Below are 20,604 nucleotides of genomic sequence, written 5' to 3' on the forward strand. Positions count from 1 at the left end.
GGTTCAGCCTGCGCTGAACCCTTGATTCTCATCCCACTACCCTGCCGATACTCCACCTTCCCCCGGTGATAGCGTCCGTTTGACCTCCTGCACTTCATTGCCCTGCTGATTGTGCAAGTACACCTCAAGCTGGTTGAAGGCAATATTGATGTCGTTCTCACGACATAGGCGTTCGATCGAACGGTTCAGTTCATCAACGGTATAGCTGCGGTCACGCAATTCCCGCACATAAAGGCGCAGTTCATGATCCAGCGTGCTGGCGCCAAAATTAAGGAAGAACACCTGCGGTTCTGGATCGGTCATTACCCGTGGATTGTCATGCGCCGCTTTTAACAGCACAGCTTTCACCTTATCCAGATCTGAACCATAGGCCACACCCACTTTGATCAATACGCGGGTGATGGTGTCTGACAGTGACCAGTTGATTAACCGCTCGGTCACAAAGGCTTTGTTCGGGATGATCACCTCCTTGCGGTCAAAGTCGGTGATGGTTGTGGCGCGAATGCGAATTTTGCTGACCGAGCCTGAGAAACTCCCGATAGTAATGGTATCGCCGATGCGGATCGGCCGTTCGAACAGGATGATCAAACCAGAGACAAAGTTGGCGAAAATCTCCTGCAGACCGAACCCTAACCCCACCGTTAAGCCCGCAGCCAACCATTGCAACTTATCCCAAGAGACACCCAGCGATCCGAGTGCGGTCACGGCACCCACGGTGGTAATCAGATAAGTCAGTATGGTGGTAACAGCGTAAGACGTCCCCTGCCGCAACTGCAACCGCGACAACACCACTACCTCCAGTAAGCCAGGTAAGTTGCGGGTCATGACGTAGGCGACGATCACCGCAGCTATCGCGACCATCATGTTGCCCAGCGTCACCGCCTGCGCCACGCTGCTGCCGGCAACAGTCGCGGTATAATGCCAGAGCGTGATGCTGTCCAGATACGATATTACCGTCACCAGATCCGACCAAATACCGTACAAGGCGCTGGCGAAGATAATAAATAGCGCCATTGTGGTCAGACGCAACGACTGTTCGTTGATCTGATCCAGCGCCAAAGGCGGCTCTTCGACCGGCTCGACCCCTTCGGCCCCCTCTTTCTCCTTCGCCAAACTCTGGCGTCGAGCCAACGCACGCCGGTATGCCAGCCGCCGCGCCGCAACGCTCAAACCGCGAATAGCGGTCAGATAAACAATGTTCCACAGGAAGAATAAGTAGAGGCTGTCGATCCAGCGGCCAGCCAGACGCAGTGTGGTGTAGAAGTAACCGGCGAACATCAACCCGAGCAAGATTAGCGGCGTCGCTGCAATAGCGGTGACGATCACCAACCGCACCGCATGTGAGCCTTTCTCACGCCAACTGTCGCGACACATTGGGAACACCAGCACGGCTAACAACGCCAATGTCAGCATCACCACGACCTGGCCAATAACATCTTCCACCAGCCGTAACGGGGCTTTCTCACCCAGCACTGACCAGAAGATCAGCGGCAGCAGTGCCAAGCCCAAACGCACCGTCTGACGCCGGTAGTGTGCGCAGAGTTCAACAGAAAAGTTGAAATGCCGCTCGCTAATGCCGCCGCGTGCCAATAAGCGGTAGGTAAAACCGAACACCAGCCAGAACATTGCTAGCTGCTGCGACAACGCCCAAATAAAGTCGCTGAGGCCAATATCCGCGCGGTAACACCAAAAACCAGCGCCGAGCAGTAACGCCGACCCCGGCAATACCTTCAGCAGGGTCAAAATAATGGCTTTTGGCGTATGCAATTGGCTGTCGCGCTTTAACTGTCCGACATCATTCGCCAGCTTCTGCAAATGGTTGTCGATCAGCTTATAGCGCCAGCGTAACAGACCCAGTAACAGCAACAGCGGAATAAGGATGACTAATGAATTCAACCCACCCTGCAGCATTTTGCGGAGGTCTATTTTGAAATCGAGCGCGGCGATTTGATCTTTGACCGCTCCCGGCAATGCTTTCAACCACGCCAAATCGACCGGCTTGTTGCTGTTAACCCAGAAAATCTGCTGGGTTAGCGTATCTCGCAGCGAAGTGTTTACGCTGGTCAACTGTTGCTGATTGATCTGCAAGCTGATCGACTGCGCCAACTGATTACTGAGCTGTTTATTCAACTGATCCAACAGCTCACGCCGCATATCGACGATTTCATTCAAGGCATCAAGCACGTCCGCACTGGCTTTTTCTTTGCTGTCGGCCACCAACTTATTGATGTAGTCATCACCCTTGAACAGATCGTCGCGCTGCTGGTTGATATCAAATTGCTCCAGGCGAAGATCGGCAATGCGTGTCCCCATATCAGCCACCAGCGTTCCTTGCGGCAAACTCTGTTGCTGCTGATACAAAATACGCGACAGCACCAAACTGCCTTTGAGCACCTGGATTTGCTCCTTCAGATTGCGCTCTGCCTGCAAGCCGCGATCGAGCCAGTTCTTTACCCGAATATTCTGTTGGAACAGTACGTTGCTCTCCTCAGTCGCGGCGATCAACCGCTGACTGAGCTGACGGTTAACGTCCAGCTCTTTGCTGACCAACTGATTGTGCTGAATGTCTGTGGCATCTTCCGGGTTCTGTGCTTCTTTTGCGGTTTTTTCCGATAACGTCAACCGCTTACTGTTGACCACTTCTTGCAGGAGTTGCACGTTGTGGTCCAGAGCATCAATATGGGCGGTGGTGTAGTCACGCTGCTTCTGCAACAGATCCTGCAAGGTGGTGTTGGCTTCCAGACTTTTCCGTTGCAAATCAATTTGCGCGTTGAGCAAGGTCTGTTCAGTGGCCAGCATCACCAACTGACTGTCGCGCAATGAGCTCTGACCCGGCGTCTGATCGTTGATTTGATTGCGGATTTCCTGCAGGCGTTGCGAAGCGGTATACATACTGCTTTGTACCCGCTCTGGCTGGGTCTGCAATGAAACGAGTTGGCTGTTATATGTCGACAGGTTTTCCTGAGCTGCCTGCAAGTCGTCGAGCGTCTGATAGAGGCGGGTTTCTAACTGTCGCAGGGAAAGCGGCAACAGTTCAGCTCTGGCAGCCGCACTGTCTACCGGCGCTTTCAGCGCCTCCAGATCGGCAGTGACCTGCCGCAATTTACCCGGTGCCAATTGCAGCTGCTGTTTAAGCTGAGCCCCATCTTGTTTGCTGCGTTCAATAGCCTCCAGCAGTTCAAGCGTGCGGGTCAAATCCTGCTGGGTCAGTTTATTCACCGGCGTCAGCGTTTTTTGCTTATTCAACGCATCCAGTTGGCTTTGAATTTCGCTGCGTGACGGCAGATCGCCATTCAGTGTGGCATAGGCCGTGGGCTGGCAGACCGCGCAAACCGCGATCAGCAAAAATAGGGCAAGAGTGCGGTAGAGATCCACACCCAGGAACGGGGGTAACGCTGAAAAAAGGCGTTTAACTAACCTGCGATGCATGATTTAGCTTCGAATCAATAAAGAAGCAGAAAGATTATCACGATCGCAGATAGCCAAAGAATAAGAAAAGCATTGCTGGTGATGTACAGATGTACCGGGATCAGAACGTCAGCACTTTCTCGGCCGCCAGCGTCCATTGCGCCAACTCAACCAACGTGCCAATCTCTACGCCATCTGCCAACGGCAGCCGGCTGACACCGCGCGCATCCGCGCAGGTTTTACACAGCTTCACCGGCACCTGCTGCGCAGTGAGAATTTCCAGCATCTGCTGCAAATGGTAGCCTTCATGCGGCTGTTGCCCGGCGAGGCCCGCCACTACCGCATCGGACATCAGGAACAATTTCAGATTGAGGTCGGTTTGCTGTTCTTTCAGCGCAATCGCCAGGCGTAATGCATTAAATAACGATTCGTGGCCATAGGCGGCGCCATTGGCGATCAACACAACAGATGACATAGTGCTTCTCCTTATAAAGGATGACTTTCGACGCTGCACGGCAGTGCCGCCAGCTCTTCCGGCTTGATACGCAAGGTGGGGCTAAACTGGGCCATTTCGAGGAAAGAATCGATCAGCATCGTGGCTTCTGCTTTCAAGTCAAAGCTCTCCGGCATAAACAGCCAATTTTCCATCAGGCCGGTAATATAGGCGTGCAGGATGATCGCCGCACGGCGGGTATGTAAATCAGCAGGCAGTTGGCCATGGCTCATGCAGTCACGCAGTACCGACTCGATGCGTTCGTAACCGGCCAGGTACAGCACTTTACGCGCTTCCTGCAACGGCATCATTTCACCCACGAATTCGCACTTGTGGAAAACGATTTCCATCAGGGCTCTGCGACGGCTGTCATCGACTGTAGCCGTCAGAATGTAAATCAGAATTTCTCGCAAAATACGCAGTGGATTCTCGGGGAACTTTGCCTGATACTCTAGTTCGAGATCGCCTATTTTCGACTCTGATAATTCCCAAACTTCGTTAAACAGGTCTACCTTGTTCTTGAAGTGCCAATAAATTGCACCACGCGTAACCCCAGCAGCGGTGGCAATATCTGTCAGTGACGTTGCAGAAACGCCACGTTCAGAGAATTCTTGCACTGCAGCATCAAGTATGTGCTGCCGAGTTTCTAGCGCCTGCTGTTTGGTTTTTCGTGCCATGACGTTGTTTTTTAGGGGGAGTGTGATTTACATACATTCGCGTATGTATGTACCATAGCACGCACATATAATTAACGCAGCAATGGGTTTTAAAGCTTGTGATCCATTGATCATTTTGAAATCGGACACTTGAGGTTTTTCTATGAACAAAAACAGAGGGTTAACGCCTCTGGCGGCAGTTCTGATGCTTTCAGGCAGCTTAATGCTTACAGGATGTAACGATAAAGAAACCCAACAGCAAGGCGCCCAACCACCGGCTCCCGAAGTGGGTGTAGTGACGTTGAAGGCAGAGCCTCTCAACATTACTACCGATCTTCCTGGCCGTACCGCTGCGTATCGTATCGCCGAAGTTCGCCCTCAGGTTAGCGGTATTATCCTGAAACGCAACTTCGTTGAAGGCAGTGATATCAAAGCAGGGTCTTCCCTGTATCAGATCGATCCTGCTACCTATCAGGCAAGTTATGACAGTGCCAAAGGCGATTTGGCCAAAGCACAGGCCAGCGCATCGATCGCGCGCGTCACGGTAAACCGCTATAAACCATTGCTGGGTACCAGTTACATCAGTAAGCAGGATTACGATACCGCTGTCTCCACACTGCAGCAGGCAGAGGCCGCAGTAGTCGCTGCAAAAGCCGCAGTGGAAACCGCACGCATCAATCTTGCTTACACCAAAGTGACTTCACCGATCTCCGGGCGTATCGGCAAATCTGCCGTAACTGAAGGTGCGCTGGTGACTAACGGCCAGACCACTGCCCTGTCCACCGTGCAGCAACTTGATCCGATGTACGTTGACGTCACGCAGTCGAGCAACGACTTCCTGCGCCTGAAGCAAGAACTGGCCAGCGGTGCGCTGAAACAGGAAAACGGTAAAGCCAAGGTGAAACTGCTGCTGGAAAACGGCGTGCAGTACGAGCAGGAAGGCACGCTGGAATTCTCTGACGTCACCGTTGATGAAACCACGGGCTCCATCACTATCCGAGCCATGTTCCCGAACCCGAACGATATCCTGTTGCCGGGCATGTTCGTTCGCGCCCGTCTGGATGAAGGCGTGCGTAGCGATGCGTTGCTGGTTCCACAACAGGGTGTGACACGTAATCCACGTGGCGAAGCGACGGCTCTGGTCGTGGGCGCTGACGACAAAGTCGAAATGCGCACGCTGAAAGCGGATCAGGCGATTGGCGACAAATGGCTGGTTACCGACGGTTTGAAAGCCGGCGACCGCGTAATCGTCACTGGCCAAATGAAAGCCCGCCCAGGCGCTCAGGTAAAAGTGCAGGAAGTTGACACTCAGGCGCAAAAGCAGCCGCAGTCTGAAGCGCAGAAGTCATAAAAAGGAGCCGGTAAGACATGGCTAAGTTCTTTATAGATCGCCCGATTTTCGCCTGGGTAATCGCCATCATCGTCATGTTGGCGGGGGTGCTTGCAATAATGAAACTGCCTATAGCGCAGTATCCAACTATTGCACCACCTGCGGTCAGTATTTCCGCAAACTATCCGGGCGCGGATGCAAAAACGGTTCAGGATACCGTCACTCAGATTATCGAACAGAATATGAACGGTATCGATAATCTGATGTACATGTCCTCCACCAGTGACTCCTCTGGTAGCGTCACCATTACATTGACATTTAATTCTGGCACCGACCCTGATATCGCTCAGGTTCAGGTTCAGAACAAACTGTCACTGGCTACACCGCTGCTGCCACAAGAAGTACAGCAGCAGGGCCTGAAAGTTGAAAAATCGAGCAGCAGCTTCCTGATGGTTGCCGGCTTCATTTCCGACGATCCGAGCATGACTCAGGACGATATCGCGGACTATGTGGCCTCTAACATCAAAGACCCTATCAGCCGTTCATCCGGCGTAGGTGAAGTGCAACTGTTTGGTGCCCAGTACGCCATGCGTATCTGGTTGGATCCGAACAAGCTGAACAATTTCCAACTGACCACGACGGATGTGACGTCCGCCATCACCGAGCAGAACAACCAGATCGCCGCAGGGCAGCTGGGTGGGATGCCACCGGTGCCAGGTCAACAACTTAACGCCTCCATCATTGCGCAGACCCGTCTGACCTCTCCAGAAGAGTTCGGTAAAATTCTGCTGAAGGTGAATGCTGACGGTTCTCAGGTTCGCTTGAGCGATGTAGCGCACATTGAACGCGGTGCGGAAAGCTATGCCGTTACGGCGCGTTACAACGGTAAACCTGCTGCTGGCTTGGGTATCAAACTGGCCACGGGTGCCAACGCCCTGAACACCGCGAAAGCGGTTAAAGACGCGTTGACCAAGATGCAACCTTTCTTCCCTCAAGGGATGAAAGTGGTTTACCCGTACGACACGACCCCGTTCGTTAAAATCTCCATTAACGAAGTGGTAAAAACGCTGATCGAAGCCATCATCCTGGTGTTCCTGGTGATGTATTTGTTCCTGCAGAACTTCCGCGCAACGTTGATCCCAACGATTGCGGTACCGGTGGTATTGCTGGGGACCTTCGCTATTCTCGCGGCGTTTGGCTTCTCGATAAACACCCTGACGATGTTCGGCATGGTGCTAGCGATAGGCTTGTTGGTGGATGACGCCATCGTGGTGGTAGAGAACGTCGAGCGTGTGATGTCCGAAGAGGGACTCCCGCCGAAAGAAGCCACCAAGAAATCGATGGAACAGATCCAGGGCGCGTTGGTCGGTATTGCTATGGTGCTGTCAGCGGTATTCGTACCAATGGCATTCTTTGGCGGCTCAACGGGTGCCATTTACCGTCAGTTCTCCATCACTATCGTTTCTGCGATGGCACTGTCAGTCCTGGTTGCGTTGATCCTGACACCCGCGCTGTGCGCCACCATGCTCAAACCGGTGCCGAAGGGCGATCACGGGGTTAAAACCGGCTTCTTCGGTTGGTTTAACCGCATGTTCGAAAAGAGCACCCACCACTACACCGACAGCATCGCGGGCATTCTGCGCAGCACAGGTCGTTATCTGGTGATCTACCTGCTGATCGTCGTCGGTATGGGGCTGTTGTTCCTGCGTCTGCCTTCTTCGTTCCTGCCGGAAGAAGACCAGGGTATTTTGTTAACCATGGTGCAGTTGCCAGCGGGTGCGACCGAAGCACGTACCTCTAAGGTACTGGAAGAAGTCACAGACTACTTCCTGACCAAAGAAAAAGATAACGTGGTTTCTGTGTTTACCGTAGCGGGCTTCGGCTTTAACGGTAATGGTCAGAACAACGGTCTGTCGTTCGTCAGTTTGAAAGACTGGTCCGAACGTAAAGGTGAGCAAAATAAAGTGCCCGCGATTGCAGGCCGCGCCATGGGTGCGTTCTCGCAAATCAAAGACGGCTTGGTATTCCCGTTCAACTTGCCAGCGATTATCGAACTGGGTACCGCGACCGGTTTCGACTTCCAGCTGATTGATCAGGGTGGCCTGGGCCACGAAAAACTGACTGAAGCACGTAACCAGCTGTTGGGCATGGCAGCCAAGCATCCCGACTTGCTGGTGGGCATGCGTCCAAACGGCCTGGAAGATACACCGCAGTTCAAGCTGATTATCGACCAAGAGAAAGCCAAGGCGCTGGGTGTCAGCATCACCACCATTAACAGCACGCTGACAACGGCACTGGGTGGTTCGTACGTTAACGACTTCATCGACCGCGGTCGTGTGAAGAAAGTATACGTACAGGCTGACGCACCGTTCCGTATGTTGCCAGAAGACATCAATAAATGGTTTGTTCGTGGCACCAGCGGCCAGATGGTTCCGTTCTCCGCCTTTGCTTCCGCGAAGTGGGAATACGGCTCACCGCGCCTGGAACGTTATAACGGCCTGCCTTCCATGGAGATTCTGGGTCAGGCTGCACCGGGTAAGAGTACCGGTGAAGCAATGAACATGATGGAAGAGTTGTCTTCGAAACTGCCGAGCGGCATTGGTTACGACTGGACCGGTATGTCCTATCAGGAACGTCTGTCCGGTAATCAGGCCCCAGCGCTGTACGCCATCTCGATTCTGGTGGTGTTCCTGTGTCTGGCAGCGTTGTATGAGAGCTGGTCAATTCCGTTCTCGGTTATGCTGGTTCTGCCACTGGGGGTTATCGGTGCGCTGTTGGCAGCGACGATGCGCGGTCTGAACAACGACGTGTACTTCCAGGTGGGGCTGTTGACCACTATAGGTCTGTCGGCGAAGAACGCCATATTGATTGTGGAATTCGCCAAGGATCTGATGGATAAAGAAGGTAAAGGTCTGATAGAAGCCACGTTGGAAGCGGTGCGTATGCGTCTTCGTCCAATTCTGATGACTTCACTGGCCTTCATCCTCGGGGTACTGCCGCTGGTTATCAGTAGCGGTGCAGGCTCCGGTGCACAGAACGCAGTAGGTACCGGCGTGATGGGTGGGATGATTACCGCAACCGTCTTGGCCATCTTCTTTGTTCCGGTCTTCTTCGTGGTGGTTCGTCGCCGCTTCAGCAAGAAGTCTGAGGATGTGGAACACAGCCATCCGGTCGAGCATCACTGATAACACGGTGAGTGCTTACCCCTGAATACAAAGGCCGCTTATGCGGCCTTTTCCTTTTGCTTCATCCGCTTAATGCAAATCACTCTCATTAATTTATCTACAAATGCATTTTGTACTTGATCCGTGATGCCGTGCAGCGCATAATTATTGTTATAGTATAACATTACATTGGAGCGCATCATGAAAGCAGGCATCCACCCAAACTACCGCACCGTCGTGTTCCACGACCTCAGTGCCGATACCTACTTTAAGGTGGGTTCGACGATTAAGACCGACCGCACCATTGAGCTTGAAGGTGAGAGCTGGCCGTACGTCACTCTCGACATCTCTTCCGCTTCTCATCCGTATTACACGGGCAAGCAGAAAGAGTTCTCGAAAGAAGGCAGCACCGCACGCTTCCAGCAGCGTTTTGGCCGCTTCTTTACTGGCAGCAAGTAAAAGGGAATCAATATGCAGGTTTTGAGCTCGTTGCGTTCTGCGAAAAATCGCCATCCAGATTGCAAAGTCGTGCGTCGTAAAGGTCGTATCTATGTGATTTGTAAAAGTAACCCACGCTTTAAAGCGGTACAGGGACGTAAGAAAAAACGTAAGTAATGCAGTACCCGCTGTCTGTCGCAAAGCCCCGTTGCTGCTCAACGGGGCTTTTTTTATGGAGAAAGCTGAAACAGCAAAAATGCCCTGCCTGACAAACAGGGCAAATCCGTTATTTCATACTGCCGAGCAGAGTATCGACATTGTGCTTGAACGCCTGCACGTAAGTGGCTGCTGGCCCGTTGGCGTTGGATAAGGCCTCTGGATACAGTTCCCCCCCTGCTTTGGCACCCGTGGCAGCGGCAATTTGCTTCACCAGGCGTGGATCGGTCTGGTTTTCAATAAAGTAAGCATTAACCTTTTCTTGTTTGATTTGCTTGATCAAACCGGCCACGTCGCTGGCGCTGGCTTCTGCCTCGGTAGAGAAACCGACCGGGGCAAGGAAGGTGACGCCATATTCTTGCCCAAAATAGCCAAAAGCATCATGACTGGTCAGCACCTTACGCTTTTGCTGAGGCACCGCGGCAAATTCTGTTTTTGCCCACAGATCCATCTTTTGCAACTGCTGGATATACTCCGCGCCTCGCTGGCGGAAATAGTTGGCATCTTCAGGGTCTGCCGCAATCAGTGCATTCATCACGTTAGTCGCATACAGCACGCCATTCTTCATACTGTTCCAGGCGTGGGGATCGGTGATTTCCTTACCATCTTCATTCATCTTCCGCGAATTAACCCCCAGCGATGCCGTAACCACCTGCCCTTTGTACCCTGATGCGCTGACCAGGCGATCGATCCCCCCTTCCAACCCCAGGCCACTGACAAACACCACATCCGCTTGTGAAAGCAGCTTGCTGTCTTTCGGTGACGGCTCAAAACTGTGTGGGTCGCCGTCCGGGCCTACCAATGTAGAGACACTGACATGCTCTCCCCCCACCTGCTTGACGATATCACCGAGGATAGAAAAACTGGCAACGGCGTCGACAGTCTTCGCCATAGCCAATGGGCTGGACAGCAGAGCAGCCACTGCCAGCGATATAGGTAAACGTTTCATACTTTCTCCTTGCACATAGCACTTCTCAACGGCGCGCGAGAGAGTAGATTCCCCCACGCGTCCCAAACAGAATCGAAGCAAAAAAGATTACGCTGGCACTCAGCACGATTGCAGGACCGGCGGGCAATGACGCGTAATACGACCATTCAAGCCCAATAAAGCTCGAAAGCATGCCGATCCCCATAGCAACCGCCAACATGTGCGGCAGATTACGCGCCCAAAAACGGGCGCTGGCAGCGGGCAACATCATCAGCCCAACCGACATCAGGGTACCGAGGATCTGGAAACCAGCGACCAGGTTGATGACCACCAAAGCCAGAAACATCCCGTGTATCAGCGCCAACCAACGGGGTGCGCTGACGCGTAAAAAGGTGGCGTCAAAAGATTCAATCACCAGCGCACGGTACAATGCGGCTAACACCAGCAGAGAGAAGCTGGTTATCGCCCCCACCATTAAAATGGCATGCGTGTCCACCGCCAGGATCGAACCGAACAACACGTGCAGTAAATCAACGCTGGACCCCCGTAGCGAAACTAAAGTCACCCCCAGAGCCAGAGATCCCAGATAGAAACCTGCAAAACTGGCGTCTTCTTTCAGCAATGTCCGGCGACTGACAAATCCGGACAGCATCGCTACCGCCAACCCGGCAATAAATCCACCGACGCCCATTGCGACCAGCGACATGCCGGAAATCAGATAGCCGATCGCGGCCCCTGGCAGCACCGCGTGAGATAACGCATCACCAACCAGACTCATGCGCCGCAGCAACAGGAAAACCCCTAGCGGTGCGGCGCTCAGCGACAACGCAAAGCAGGCAACCAACGCACGACGCATAAAGCCGAATGAAGCAAAGGGATCAATAAGTGAATCAAGTAACATCATTGCGCCACCGCCATACGACATACCGGTGGGCTGGCGACATTCAACGCGGGAATATGCTCCAACACTCGACCGGCGGCTCCCCAATGGCAGCATTCTGGTGTCAGTAACAACGCTTGAGGGAAATGGTTAGCCACCATCGACATGTCATGCAGTACCGCAATGACGGTTCGCCCTTGTTGATGCAACTGCGCGATCACCTGCAACAACAATTGCGTCGTTGCGCTGTCGATGCCGGTAAAAGGTTCATCCAGTAAAATCAGCGGCGCCTGCTGGACCAGCAGACGTGCGAACAATACCCGCTGTAGTTGGCCCCCAGAAAGCTCGCCAACCGGGCTATGTGCCATCGCCGTCATACCCACGGTCTCTAACGCTTCAGCAATTTGCAGTACAACGCGTTTGCGCAATCCACCAAACATGCCGCTCTGCGGCCAGCTTCCCATCGCCACCAGATCGCTCACCACGATCGGAAACTGGCGGTCCAATTCAGCCTGTTGCGGCAAATACGCCATCCGCGGTAATGAATGACCGCTGAAGGACAGACTGCCGTTCTGTAGCGGCAAAAGCCCAGCCAACGTTTTCAGCAACGTGGACTTTCCGGCCCCGTTTACCCCGACAACGGCGGTCAGAGACCCCGTAGCAAAGTGACCACTGAGCGGTGGGAACAGAGGTGCACCACCGTAACCGATCACGGCCTCTTGTAACGTTATCATGGCAATGCCACCGCCCAGAGTATGCCTAGCCAGAGTAAAACCAACAGCAATGCGGCAATGCCACAGCGCAACCCTGCAGAGGCCGTGAACAGTGAATGTAATGACGGCGTAGCGTCATCGTGTGATGTGGATGTCAGTTTCATGGTCAGACGACAGGAAATTAAATTGTTATAGTATAACATCACAAACACTTCAACAGCTCAAGCGCCGACCCGGTGATTAGTGCAACCGAACGTAACAATAAAGTGAGTAACCTGCCGACATGTGACACTTTTTCGAAAACGAGAGCGACTCTTTAGAGGTATGCTGGGTAGCGTCAGGGTTATTAACTGATAAGCAACGTTGGGTTAGTGTAAAAAAGCCTTTAGTTAACGAAAAGTTTACCGACGAAGTGTCCAAAAAGGAGTAAGATAATTAGACGGGAACGCCATAAGGTCAGGCATTAAATGGATCTAATTCTCCACTGTCGAACAATGACGGAAGCACTTTCTGTTAAAAAACTAAAGAAAGCGATCCTCGATAAAATGTCAGAGTTGGAACCGGCATTGACCAGCGGCTTGAGTTTTTATTCAGAAAGTGCGCATTATGCTGAGGGTTCATTAGAGATACTTGATATTCAAGCACTGAGCAACGATAAGTATTCAATGAGTTACCGCTATAAATGGACAATTTTCAATGCCTGTCTGGATATCAACACCGAGGAATACATCAGCGATAGTGTCACGTTTCGCGTTGCCGAACAGGGACTCATCTTTGACATCATTGATAACTCTCGGCCATCTACAGCAGATGAATTGTAAGTTTACGTAATAACAGCAGGCCAGATGCGAAGAAATGATTTATATTCATTATACGGAAAGTTTATTCTGTCACCTTCATTAAGCTGTCTCCGTCTATGATGTAAATCAGCTTACTCACAGAGTGTTATCAACACCGAAATTAAGACTTACGGAGGGGATGATATGGATGAGTATTCGCCTAAAAGGCACGATATTGCTCAGCTAAAATTCTTGTGCGAAAACCTGTATGATGAAGGCATTGCCACGCTGGGCGACAGCCATCACGGCTGGGTGAACGATCCGACATCTTCCGTCAACCTTCAGCTTAATGAGTTGATAGAACATATTGCTTCGTTTGTGATGAGTTATAAAATTAAATACATGGACGAAAGTGATTTATCGGAGTTAGTCGAAGAGTATCTCGATGATACCTACACGCTGTTCAGCAGTTACGGTATAAATGATTCCGATTTGCGTCGTTGGCAAAAAACCAAGGCGCGATTATTCAGAATGTTCTCAGGAGAGGACATCTGTACGACAATGAAAACTTAGGGGATAATTATCCCCAAATTATTCTTCTCTACGGTTTATAACACCAAAGGTTATCATGACTAAAATTGATTATCTGATGCGTTTACGTAAATGCACCACAATTGACACACTGGAACGCGTCATTGAAAAAAACAAATATGAGCTTTCAGATGATGAGCTTGAGTTGTTTTACTCTGCAGCCGACCATCGCTTGGCTGAGCTCACCATGAATAAACTGTACGATAAAATCCCAACGGCCGTTTGGAAGTTCGTACGATAGTCCCAGCGTAAAATGCGTTGAGCCGATACATTCATCGGCTTCAATGTTCCCCTGCTAGCGTATTTATCTCATTGACTTCCTAGACTTTCATTCGCTTTTGGAATTCTTGCAATAACAATTGGAAACAATCATCAATTAATACCGGATGGTTTCGGTGTGCGCTGCGCATTAACGCCACGGTGCGGCTGAGCATTGGCTGCTGTAGCTGAACCACGGTTAATTCTTCATCATTCAAATGCGTGGTGTAAAGTTGCGGTAAAATTGCCACGGCTAATTTTGAACGCACTAAACCATATAACGTCTCTAAAAAATCCACCTGGTAACGTGCGGTTAAATTCAAACGGTGGCTTTCCGCCAATGCCAACACCAATCTGCTGATATTCCCTTTAGAAAAAACGGCGATATCCCGCCGGGTTAATTGCCGCCACGGTAGGTGATGTGATTCCGCCAGAGGATCGTCACATCGCATGACGACCACAAAGGGGTCTTCCTGCAACGGATATATCTCCAGCGATTCTGGCACCGAGCTATCCAGTGCACCAATACCAAAATCGATTAACCCGTTATCTAACTGTAATAACAGCGAGTCATTTGTTTGATCATGAAACTCGATACGCAGACGGGGAAAGTGCGTCGCCAGCAATTGCGGCACCGCCGGAAATAATAACCCGCTGACTGAAGGCACCAGCCCGATACGCACAGTCCCGTCGCCACCCGCCAACATAATACGCTGCATATCGTCAAACGCGGCCTGCGCCACATTCAGCAGCCGTTCAGCATGTGGCAAGATAGCCGCGCCCTGTTCAGTTAAGGTCACCGCCGAGGCGGTGCGATTCACCAATTTGCCCCCTAACACCAACTCTATCTGCCGCAGCGCACTGCTCAATGCCGGCTGACTGATAGCCAGTCGGTTTGCCGTATCGGTAAAATGCCGCAACCTCGCCAAAGTAACGAAATATTGGATCTGTTTCAGAGAAAGCGCGGGCAACCGGCGCCAGGGTTCAGACATGTCAGGTTTCCGTCAGCTAACAAAGTAAACGTTTGCGACAGCATAAACGTTTCTTATCAGGCGATAAATTAAATCATCTGTGCAAAGCCCGTACGCCCGCCTAGAGTAACAACCCTGTCATTATGCCGGGTAATCACCATGACCACTCATTGCACCAGCACGGGCGAACGCCAGCGTGCGGTGAAAGCCGCACTAGGCCAACATCCTTTTGATTTACTGCTGACAAACGCTGCACTCATTGACATGGCAACCGGTGAGGTTCGCCACGTTGATGTCGGCATCGTTGGCTCGCTGATTGCAAGCGTTCACCCTTGCACCACAATGACTGACGCCTTGCTGACACAGGATTTGGCTGGTGCGTATCTGAGCCCTGGGTTGATCGATACCCATGTGCATGTTGAGAGCTCGCACTTGCCAGCAGAACGCTATGCTGAGATCGTCGTCGCCCAGGGGACCACAACGATCTTCTGGGATCCGCACGAACTGGCCAACGTGCTCGGCGTTGCTGGCGTGCGTTATGCCGTTGATGCCAGCCGAGGCTTACCGCTCCGGGTGATTTGCGCTGCGCCCTCAAGCGTACCTTCCACACCAGGATTAGAAATGTCCGGGGCCGACTTTGGCGGCCAGGAGATGGAAACCATGCTGGCATGGCCGGAGGTCGGCGGCGTTGCCGAAGTCATGGATATGCATGGCGTACTCAACGGCAGCGACCGTATGCTCGAGATCCTTAATGCCGGGTTAAACAGCGGCAAGTTGATTGAAGGACATGCACGTGGATTGAGCGGTGCTCAACTACAAGCTTACCTGGCCGCAGGTGTTACTTCTGACCACGAACTGACCTCAGGGGCAGATGCGCTGGAAAAATTACGCGCGGGTCTGACGTTAGAAATAAGAGGCTCTCACCCTTACCTGCTGCCGGAGATCGTCGCAGCACTGAAAACGCTCCCGCATCTGTCCTCACAAGTCACAGTGTGCACCGACGATGTACCACCCGATATGCTGTTGGAAAAAGGCGGCATCGTGGCATTGCTTAATATGTTGATCGAACAAGGGTTACCGGCGACTGATGTGCTACGCATGGCTACGCTCAATGCCGCCATCCGCTTGCAGCGTAACGATCTCGGGCTGATTGCCGCAGGCCGTATCGCAGATCTGGTGGTATTCGATTCTCTGGAACACCTTAATGCCCGGCAGGTTTACGTCGCAGGGAAGCTGATGGCACAAGACGGCAAAATGCTGGCTCCCCTCAACGCTAACCCGGATGTCACGGCTCCGCGTAACACCTTGCAGCTGCAACCGCGAGTTGCAGACGATTTCATCCTGAAGGTTCCTGCGATCCACCATGGCCAAGCGACTCTGCGCCACATCAAGGGTGCCCGTTTTACCCAGTGGGGAGAAAAAACGGTCGAAGTACGTGACGGTAACGTACAGATTCCAGAGGGTTTTAGCCTGATTTGGGTTCAGCATCGTCATGGACGTCACCAAGCCACGCCACAACTGGCGCTACTGGAAGGTTGGGGTGAACTGCGTGGCGCTATCGCCACCAGCTATTCGCATGATTCACACAATCTCGTGGTGCTGGGCCGCGATCCTGCCGACATGGCACTGGCCGCCAATACCCTCATCACCACGGGCGGCGGCATGGCCTTAAGTCAAAACGGCAAGATCCTGGCACAGGTGGCGATGCCGATTGCCGGCATGCTTTCGGATCTGCCTGCCAGCGAATTGGCACAACAGTTTAAAAACCTGCGCGCCATGAGCGCACTGATCGCTGACTGGGAGCCGCCTTACCGGGTTTTCAAAGCAATAGAAGGCACCTGTCTGGCATGCAACGCCGGACCACACCTGACCGATCTCGGCCTGACTGACGGCACAACGCGCCAGATTGTCGATCCACTGATCGCCTGCTGGGAAACACCAGCATAAACACAAACATAATAACAACAGATAACCTATAGATTTCGAGCTACGGCCAGCCGTTCAACATGAAATACGATAGGTATAGCGACGGGAGATTGCCATTATGGCAGAAAATTCAGTACCTGCTCCAACACCAGGGAGCTGGCTGCAGCGGCGTTTTCAACTGCACGCGCGGCAAAGTAATGTCAAAACCGAATGCCTGGCCGGGATCACCGGTTTTCTGGCTGCGGCCTATCTGCTGGTCGTGATCCCCGGGTTACTGGCTGTCGGAGGCATGGATAAAGGCGCCGTCACCACAGGCACCATTCTGGTGTTCGTGCTGGGTACCTTGCTGATGGCATTTTACGGCAATCTGCCGTTTATTGTTGGGCCGGGTATCGGTGGTTCGGTGCTGGTCGGTGTGACATTGGCAGGCAGTGAAGGCATCAGTTGGCAAATTGGTCTGGGTATCGCTTGCTGGTCCGGCATTTTATTTTTTGTCCTGACCCGGCTAGGGCTACGTGAAGTGGTCACCCGCTCGGTACCGCAGTCGATCAAGCTTGGGCTAACGGCCTCGATCGGGCTGTTTGTTGCAATACTGGGGTTCCGCAACGCCGGGCTGGTACTGGCCAACGCAAAATCCAACGCGCTAATGCTGGGGGACTTCACTGCGCCCGGTGCATTGATTGCGCTGTGTGGCCTGTTTTTAGCGATTGCTCTGCAGGCCCGCCGCATCCCCGGCGCTATTCTCTGGGCGATCCTGGTCGCTACTCTGGTCGGCATCCCATTCGGCGTCACGCATTTGCCAACCAGCCTGATGGCCATGCCGCATTCATTGGCCCCGGTACTCGGCCATGTCGATCTGGTCGGCGCATTGAATATTGCCTTCTTACCCTATCTGTTCGTGTTTTTCGCTTCAGAGTTTTTCTCAACCATGGGCACGACGCTGGCTGTGGGGGGGGAAGCCGGATTGTTGGACGAGCACGGCAATATGCCGCACATCAACCGACCATTCATGGTGGACTCTATTGCCGCTGCCCTCGGTCCCTGTGTCGGTATTCCTGCTGCCACAGCGCTGATCGAGTCCTCTGCAGCGGCTGAAGCCGGCGGAAAAACCGGGCTAACCGCACTGGCGGCGGCGGTGATGTTTTTACTGATGCTGCTGTTCACACCGGTTGCCCTGATGATCCCGAAAGAAGCCACTGCACCAGCGCTGATTTTGATCGGCCTGAATATGTTCAGCGGGCTGCGCAAAGTCGACTTAGCCAACTTTACCGACGGCCTGCCGGTACTGATGATGGTAATGATCACATTGATCGCCAACAGCTTTGGCACAGGCATCGCAGGTGGGTTGTTGTTTTATATTATTATCAAGGTGATTGCCGGTAAGTGGCGTGAAGTACCTGTAGGTCTTTATCTGCTGGCGATCCCACTGGCGTACTACTTCGCCACGCTGGTTAGGCACTGAGGTGGAAAAGCTGGCGAGCCGTCGGCGCCGGCAGTATTTCTGCTGCGACATTATTAGCCTGGCAATGGCAAACGAGCGGGATGAAGGTTAAAGAGGCTGGCGTGACGCTGAAATTGGTGGAGGCCCTGCCAGCTACATCCCGGCACACACGTCACCTGCTACGGCTGCTTCCTTCCGGATCTGACCGAGTTCACAAGTTAGTGTTGCGGGAGAACCAACAGGGCCCCCATTGACGGCTTCTGTACTCTGAAGCGGTGGGCATTATCGGCTATGCCCCGCCAAATAGCAAGCCAACCCCGGCCAACCGCTGTTTTCTTACCCACCTCGCCTGTGGCACACTCTTCGCTTGGGATTTTACTCGCGCAGGAAGACACTATGGAACCAGAAGACGCCTCCTTCAGCCAACGCGTATTCCACGTGGTGGCCGCCATCCCCTATGGTAAGGTCACGACCTATGGAGAAGTCGCACAGCTGGCCGGCTCACCGCGCGCAGCTCGGCAAGTCGGCGGCGTACTCAGACGTTTGCCTGAAGGCAGCAGCCTCCCTTGGCACCGGGTCATTAACCGGCACGGGCAAATATCGCAGCAGGGAGAGGATTTCCAACGCCAGCGGCAGGCATTGCTTGAGGAGGGGATTATCTTCGGCAAACACAGCACGATTGATCTGCAGGTCTACGGCTGGCGCTGGTAGTAACAAAACAGCCTTTGGCCAGAGCGCAAAGGCTGTTCATCGTTTACTGCTTCAGACTTGCCGGATTATGGCATCGTTGTCGGGGCAGCCTGTGCGGCCATACCCTGCACCGGAACCATCACCAAGTCAGCACGGGTGCCGTTACGATTCACCACTTCCTGAATGGTGTCGGTAATGAACATCATCCGACCATTTAACGTAATTGCCGCACTCAGGATAATGCGCGCATTAGGCTGTATATCGGACGGATTGTACGGCAGTACAAAATTAAACGGTGCCTGCTTGCCCTCGGTGCGAACGGCGCGCTGGGCGATCACTTTAGATGGCGCATCCGCCAGTGAGGCATCAGAGAGCGTAACGGTCAGTACCGCATCCGGCGGCAGCGCTATGCGCTGGCGAATGTTAACCGAACCTGTCACCGCCGGGCCCTGAATCTGCGTTTGCGCAATCGCTGCGTTTCCCGCGGTCGGTGTAGGCACTTTCGCGCTCTTTTGGGCACAGCCCGCCAGGGCGATCGTTAATGCTGTTGCTCCACCTACGATTTGCCAGAGTTTCATGGATCGGTCTCCTTTTTTATTATCAACATGTTGGTGGCTTTCACCACCGCACTCATTAAACTTAGCACAAAATACTGAAAAATCCATTTAGTCCTGCCTATTAATCATTTAGCCCTCTAATAACGCTCAGTATTCAGTCCATTTTCCCTGTGCTTTAACGCAATATATTGACGTCTTGCCGTGATATTCCGCACACTGCTCAAAATGATTATAAAAGGGTAGTAATTTTATGAGCCAGGCACTGCAAAACCTCCTTGATCTGCTGGATCTGGAGAAAATTGAAGAAGGGTTGTTCCGTGGTCAAAGCGAAGACCTGGGACTACGTCAGGTATTCGGTGGCCAAGTCGTTGGCCAGGCGCTGTATGCTGCCAAGCAAACCGTGCCGGCTGAACGCAGTGTGCATTCATTCCACAGCTACTTCCTGCGCCCCGGCGACAGCAGTAAGCCGATTATTTATGACGTGGAAATCCTGCGTGACGGCAACAGCTTTAGCGCCCGCCGCGTCAGCGCTATCCAGCACGGCAAACCGATCTTCTACATGACGGCCTCTTTCCAAAGCCCAGAAGAAGGGTTTGAGCACCAGAACACCATGCCAGATGTGCCGCCTCCGGAAGGATTGATGTCTGAATCGGAGATTGCCCAGAAGCTGTCGCACATGTTACCGGATAAAGTGCGCGAGAAGTTCATCGGCCAGAAACCGATTGAAATGCGCCCGGTCAAATTCCATAACCCATTGAAAGGCAGCGTGGAAGAACCGCACCGCTACGTGTGGTTCCGCGCCAATGGCACCATGCCGGACGATCTGCGTATCCATCAGTATTTGCTCGGCTATGCGTCTGACTTCAACTTCCTGCCAACCGCGCTACAGCCGCACGGCGTCGGGTTCCTGGAACCGGGCATGCAGGTCGCGACGATCGACCACTCAATGTGGTTCCACCGTCCATTCCGCATGGATGACTGGTTGCTGTACGTGGTGGAAAGCCCTTCTGCTTCCGGCGCCCGTGGCTTTGTACGCGGCCAATTCTATACCCGTGATGGCCAGTTGGTTGCGACGACGGTTCAGGAAGGCGTGATCCGCCAACGCGAAGCCTAATCGCCCACCAAAGAAAAAGGGCGATGTCACCATCGCCCTTTTTGCATCATC

Annotated in this window: 20 protein-coding genes and 1 other RNA gene; 11 read left to right on the top strand and 10 right to left on the bottom strand. The window is 52.9% G+C overall.

Features of this window, described 5'->3' with window-relative positions; all coding sequences use genetic code 11:
* Positions 1-36: 36 nt before the first annotated feature.
* From mscK to acrR, 3 genes are all read right to left on the bottom strand, one after another.
* Positions 37-3,429, bottom strand: a complete 3,393-nt coding sequence (gene mscK / locus JOE25_RS15175; RefSeq protein WP_209636490.1) for a mechanosensitive channel MscK — start codon at positions 3,427-3,429, stop codon at positions 37-39.
* A 100-nt stretch (positions 3,430-3,529) separates the two neighbouring features.
* Positions 3,530-3,883, bottom strand: coding sequence for a DsrE/DsrF/TusD sulfur relay family protein (locus JOE25_RS15180; protein ID WP_209636492.1), 354 nt, complete (start codon positions 3,881-3,883; stop codon positions 3,530-3,532).
* Between the two features lie 11 nt (positions 3,884-3,894).
* Positions 3,895-4,578 carry a multidrug efflux transporter transcriptional repressor AcrR gene (gene acrR / locus JOE25_RS15185; RefSeq protein WP_209636494.1) on the bottom strand — a complete coding sequence of 228 codons (684 nt, stop codon included), beginning with the start codon at positions 4,576-4,578 and terminating at the stop codon, positions 3,895-3,897.
* A 142-nt stretch (positions 4,579-4,720) separates the two neighbouring features.
* On the opposite strand from acrR, the gene sdeX reads away from it, so the two are divergent.
* The 4 genes from sdeX to ykgO all read left to right on the top strand — a co-directional run bounded on the left by sdeX (position 4,721) and on the right by ykgO (position 9,666).
* On the top strand, positions 4,721-5,908 hold the full coding sequence (gene sdeX / locus JOE25_RS15190; RefSeq protein WP_209636496.1) for a multidrug efflux RND transporter periplasmic adaptor subunit SdeX: 1,188 nt from the start codon (positions 4,721-4,723) through the stop codon (positions 5,906-5,908).
* 17 nt (positions 5,909-5,925) lie between these two features.
* Positions 5,926-9,072 carry a multidrug efflux RND transporter permease subunit SdeY gene (sdeY, locus tag JOE25_RS15195; RefSeq protein ID WP_209636498.1) on the top strand — a complete coding sequence of 1,049 codons (3,147 nt, stop codon included), beginning with the start codon at positions 5,926-5,928 and terminating at the stop codon, positions 9,070-9,072.
* A 180-nt stretch (positions 9,073-9,252) separates the two neighbouring features.
* Positions 9,253-9,510, top strand: a complete 258-nt coding sequence (locus JOE25_RS15200) for a type B 50S ribosomal protein L31 (protein ID WP_037425248.1) — start codon at positions 9,253-9,255, stop codon at positions 9,508-9,510.
* Positions 9,511-9,522: 12 nt separating this feature from the next.
* The gene (gene ykgO, locus JOE25_RS15205) at positions 9,523-9,666 is read left to right on the top strand and encodes a type B 50S ribosomal protein L36 (protein WP_037425251.1); all 144 of its coding nucleotides are present in this window, start codon (positions 9,523-9,525) and stop codon (positions 9,664-9,666) included.
* A gap of 109 nt (positions 9,667-9,775) precedes the next feature.
* On the opposite strand, the gene JOE25_RS15210 is transcribed toward ykgO, so the two are convergent.
* Genes JOE25_RS15210 through JOE25_RS15225 form a run of 4 tightly spaced genes read right to left on the bottom strand, consistent with a single transcriptional unit; the run spans position 9,776 to position 12,429 of the window.
* The gene (locus JOE25_RS15210; RefSeq protein ID WP_209636500.1) at positions 9,776-10,654 is read right to left on the bottom strand and encodes a zinc ABC transporter substrate-binding protein; all 879 of its coding nucleotides are present in this window, start codon (positions 10,652-10,654) and stop codon (positions 9,776-9,778) included.
* Between the two features lie 25 nt (positions 10,655-10,679).
* The gene (locus tag JOE25_RS15215) at positions 10,680-11,537 is read right to left on the bottom strand and encodes a metal ABC transporter permease (protein ID WP_209636502.1); all 858 of its coding nucleotides are present in this window, start codon (positions 11,535-11,537) and stop codon (positions 10,680-10,682) included.
* On the bottom strand, positions 11,534-12,247 hold the full coding sequence (locus tag JOE25_RS15220) for an ABC transporter ATP-binding protein (protein WP_209636504.1): 714 nt from the start codon (positions 12,245-12,247) through the stop codon (positions 11,534-11,536). Before JOE25_RS15220 ends, JOE25_RS15215 begins: the two co-directional genes overlap by 4 nt.
* On the bottom strand, positions 12,244-12,429 hold the full coding sequence (locus tag JOE25_RS15225; RefSeq protein ID WP_209636935.1) for a hypothetical protein: 186 nt from the start codon (positions 12,427-12,429) through the stop codon (positions 12,244-12,246). Before JOE25_RS15225 ends, JOE25_RS15220 begins: the two co-directional genes overlap by 4 nt.
* 291 nt (positions 12,430-12,720) lie before the next feature.
* Between JOE25_RS15225 and JOE25_RS15230 the strand changes: the two genes are divergently transcribed.
* The 3 genes from JOE25_RS15230 (at position 12,721) to JOE25_RS15240 (ending at position 13,837) form a co-directional block, all read left to right on the top strand.
* Positions 12,721-13,047 carry a hypothetical protein gene (locus JOE25_RS15230; protein WP_209636915.1) on the top strand — a complete coding sequence of 109 codons (327 nt, stop codon included), beginning with the start codon at positions 12,721-12,723 and terminating at the stop codon, positions 13,045-13,047.
* Between the two features lie 162 nt (positions 13,048-13,209).
* On the top strand, positions 13,210-13,578 hold the full coding sequence (gene tomB, locus JOE25_RS15235; RefSeq protein WP_004940312.1) for an Hha toxicity modulator TomB: 369 nt from the start codon (positions 13,210-13,212) through the stop codon (positions 13,576-13,578).
* 55 nt (positions 13,579-13,633) lie between these two features.
* On the top strand, positions 13,634-13,837 hold the full coding sequence (locus JOE25_RS15240) for an HHA domain-containing protein (protein WP_044548719.1): 204 nt from the start codon (positions 13,634-13,636) through the stop codon (positions 13,835-13,837).
* A gap of 79 nt (positions 13,838-13,916) precedes the next feature.
* Here JOE25_RS15240 and JOE25_RS15245 read toward each other — a convergent pair whose 3' ends face one another.
* Positions 13,917-14,846 (bottom strand): LysR family transcriptional regulator, encoded by a 930-nt coding sequence (locus JOE25_RS15245; protein ID WP_209636506.1) that lies wholly within the window; start codon positions 14,844-14,846, stop codon positions 13,917-13,919.
* 138 nt (positions 14,847-14,984) lie between these two features.
* Between JOE25_RS15245 and JOE25_RS15250 the strand changes: the two genes are divergently transcribed.
* Entirely contained in the window at positions 14,985-16,772 is a 1,788-nt protein-coding gene (locus JOE25_RS15250) for an adenine deaminase C-terminal domain-containing protein (protein ID WP_209636508.1), read from the top strand.
* Positions 16,773-16,869: 97 nt separating this feature from the next.
* Entirely contained in the window at positions 16,870-18,213 is a 1,344-nt protein-coding gene (locus tag JOE25_RS15255; RefSeq protein ID WP_209636510.1) for an NCS2 family permease, read from the top strand.
* Positions 18,214-18,336: 123 nt separating this feature from the next.
* Here JOE25_RS15255 and ffs read toward each other — a convergent pair.
* An RNA gene (gene ffs, locus JOE25_RS15260) (signal recognition particle sRNA small type) lies at positions 18,337-18,433 on the bottom strand.
* 155 nt (positions 18,434-18,588) lie between these two features.
* Between ffs and JOE25_RS15265 the strand changes: the two genes are divergently transcribed.
* A complete protein-coding gene (locus JOE25_RS15265; RefSeq protein ID WP_245209923.1) occupies positions 18,589-18,903 on the top strand; it encodes an MGMT family protein in 315 nt (104 codons plus the stop codon).
* Between the two features lie 65 nt (positions 18,904-18,968).
* Here JOE25_RS15265 and JOE25_RS15270 read toward each other — a convergent pair whose 3' ends face one another.
* On the bottom strand, positions 18,969-19,460 hold the full coding sequence (locus JOE25_RS15270; protein ID WP_209636512.1) for a YbaY family lipoprotein: 492 nt from the start codon (positions 19,458-19,460) through the stop codon (positions 18,969-18,971).
* Positions 19,461-19,689: 229 nt separating this feature from the next.
* On the opposite strand from JOE25_RS15270, the gene tesB reads away from it, so the two are divergent.
* Positions 19,690-20,553, top strand: coding sequence for an acyl-CoA thioesterase II (gene tesB, locus JOE25_RS15275; protein WP_209636514.1), 864 nt, complete (start codon positions 19,690-19,692; stop codon positions 20,551-20,553).
* The last annotated feature ends 51 nt before the right edge of the window (positions 20,554-20,604 follow it).

This window comes from Serratia sp. PL17 (assembly GCF_017832355.1).
Lineage (GTDB): Bacteria > Pseudomonadota > Gammaproteobacteria > Enterobacterales > Enterobacteriaceae > Serratia.

Excerpts from the sequence above, each read along its gene's own strand:
- acrR (WP_209636494.1), bottom strand. The coding sequence starts at position 4,578 with ATGGCACGAAAAACCAAACAGCAGGCGCTAGAAACTCGGCAGCACATA.
- ykgO (WP_037425251.1), top strand. The coding sequence starts at position 9,523 with ATGCAGGTTTTGAGCTCGTTGCGTTCTGCGAAAAATCGCCATCCAGAT.
- sdeY (WP_209636498.1), top strand. The coding sequence starts at position 5,926 with ATGGCTAAGTTCTTTATAGATCGCCCGATTTTCGCCTGGGTAATCGCC.
- JOE25_RS15265 (WP_245209923.1), top strand. The coding sequence starts at position 18,589 with ATGGAACCAGAAGACGCCTCCTTCAGCCAACGCGTATTCCACGTGGTG.
- JOE25_RS15180 (WP_209636492.1), bottom strand. The coding sequence starts at position 3,883 with ATGTCATCTGTTGTGTTGATCGCCAATGGCGCCGCCTATGGCCACGAA.
- JOE25_RS15230 (WP_209636915.1), top strand. The coding sequence starts at position 12,721 with ATGACGGAAGCACTTTCTGTTAAAAAACTAAAGAAAGCGATCCTCGAT.
- JOE25_RS15245 (WP_209636506.1), bottom strand. The coding sequence starts at position 14,846 with ATGTCTGAACCCTGGCGCCGGTTGCCCGCGCTTTCTCTGAAACAGATC.
- JOE25_RS15220 (WP_209636504.1), bottom strand. The coding sequence starts at position 12,247 with ATGATAACGTTACAAGAGGCCGTGATCGGTTACGGTGGTGCACCTCTG.
- JOE25_RS15270 (WP_209636512.1), bottom strand. The coding sequence starts at position 19,460 with ATGAAACTCTGGCAAATCGTAGGTGGAGCAACAGCATTAACGATCGCC.
- tomB (WP_004940312.1), top strand. The coding sequence starts at position 13,210 with ATGGATGAGTATTCGCCTAAAAGGCACGATATTGCTCAGCTAAAATTC.
- JOE25_RS15225 (WP_209636935.1), bottom strand. The coding sequence starts at position 12,429 with ATGTTATACTATAACAATTTAATTTCCTGTCGTCTGACCATGAAACTG.
- JOE25_RS15250 (WP_209636508.1), top strand. The coding sequence starts at position 14,985 with ATGACCACTCATTGCACCAGCACGGGCGAACGCCAGCGTGCGGTGAAA.
- JOE25_RS15255 (WP_209636510.1), top strand. The coding sequence starts at position 16,870 with ATGGCAGAAAATTCAGTACCTGCTCCAACACCAGGGAGCTGGCTGCAG.
- JOE25_RS15215 (WP_209636502.1), bottom strand. The coding sequence starts at position 11,537 with ATGATGTTACTTGATTCACTTATTGATCCCTTTGCTTCATTCGGCTTT.
- tesB (WP_209636514.1), top strand. The coding sequence starts at position 19,690 with ATGAGCCAGGCACTGCAAAACCTCCTTGATCTGCTGGATCTGGAGAAA.
- JOE25_RS15240 (WP_044548719.1), top strand. The coding sequence starts at position 13,634 with ATGACTAAAATTGATTATCTGATGCGTTTACGTAAATGCACCACAATT.
- JOE25_RS15210 (WP_209636500.1), bottom strand. The coding sequence starts at position 10,654 with ATGAAACGTTTACCTATATCGCTGGCAGTGGCTGCTCTGCTGTCCAGC.
- JOE25_RS15200 (WP_037425248.1), top strand. The coding sequence starts at position 9,253 with ATGAAAGCAGGCATCCACCCAAACTACCGCACCGTCGTGTTCCACGAC.
- mscK (WP_209636490.1), bottom strand. The coding sequence starts at position 3,429 with ATGCATCGCAGGTTAGTTAAACGCCTTTTTTCAGCGTTACCCCCGTTC.
- sdeX (WP_209636496.1), top strand. The coding sequence starts at position 4,721 with ATGAACAAAAACAGAGGGTTAACGCCTCTGGCGGCAGTTCTGATGCTT.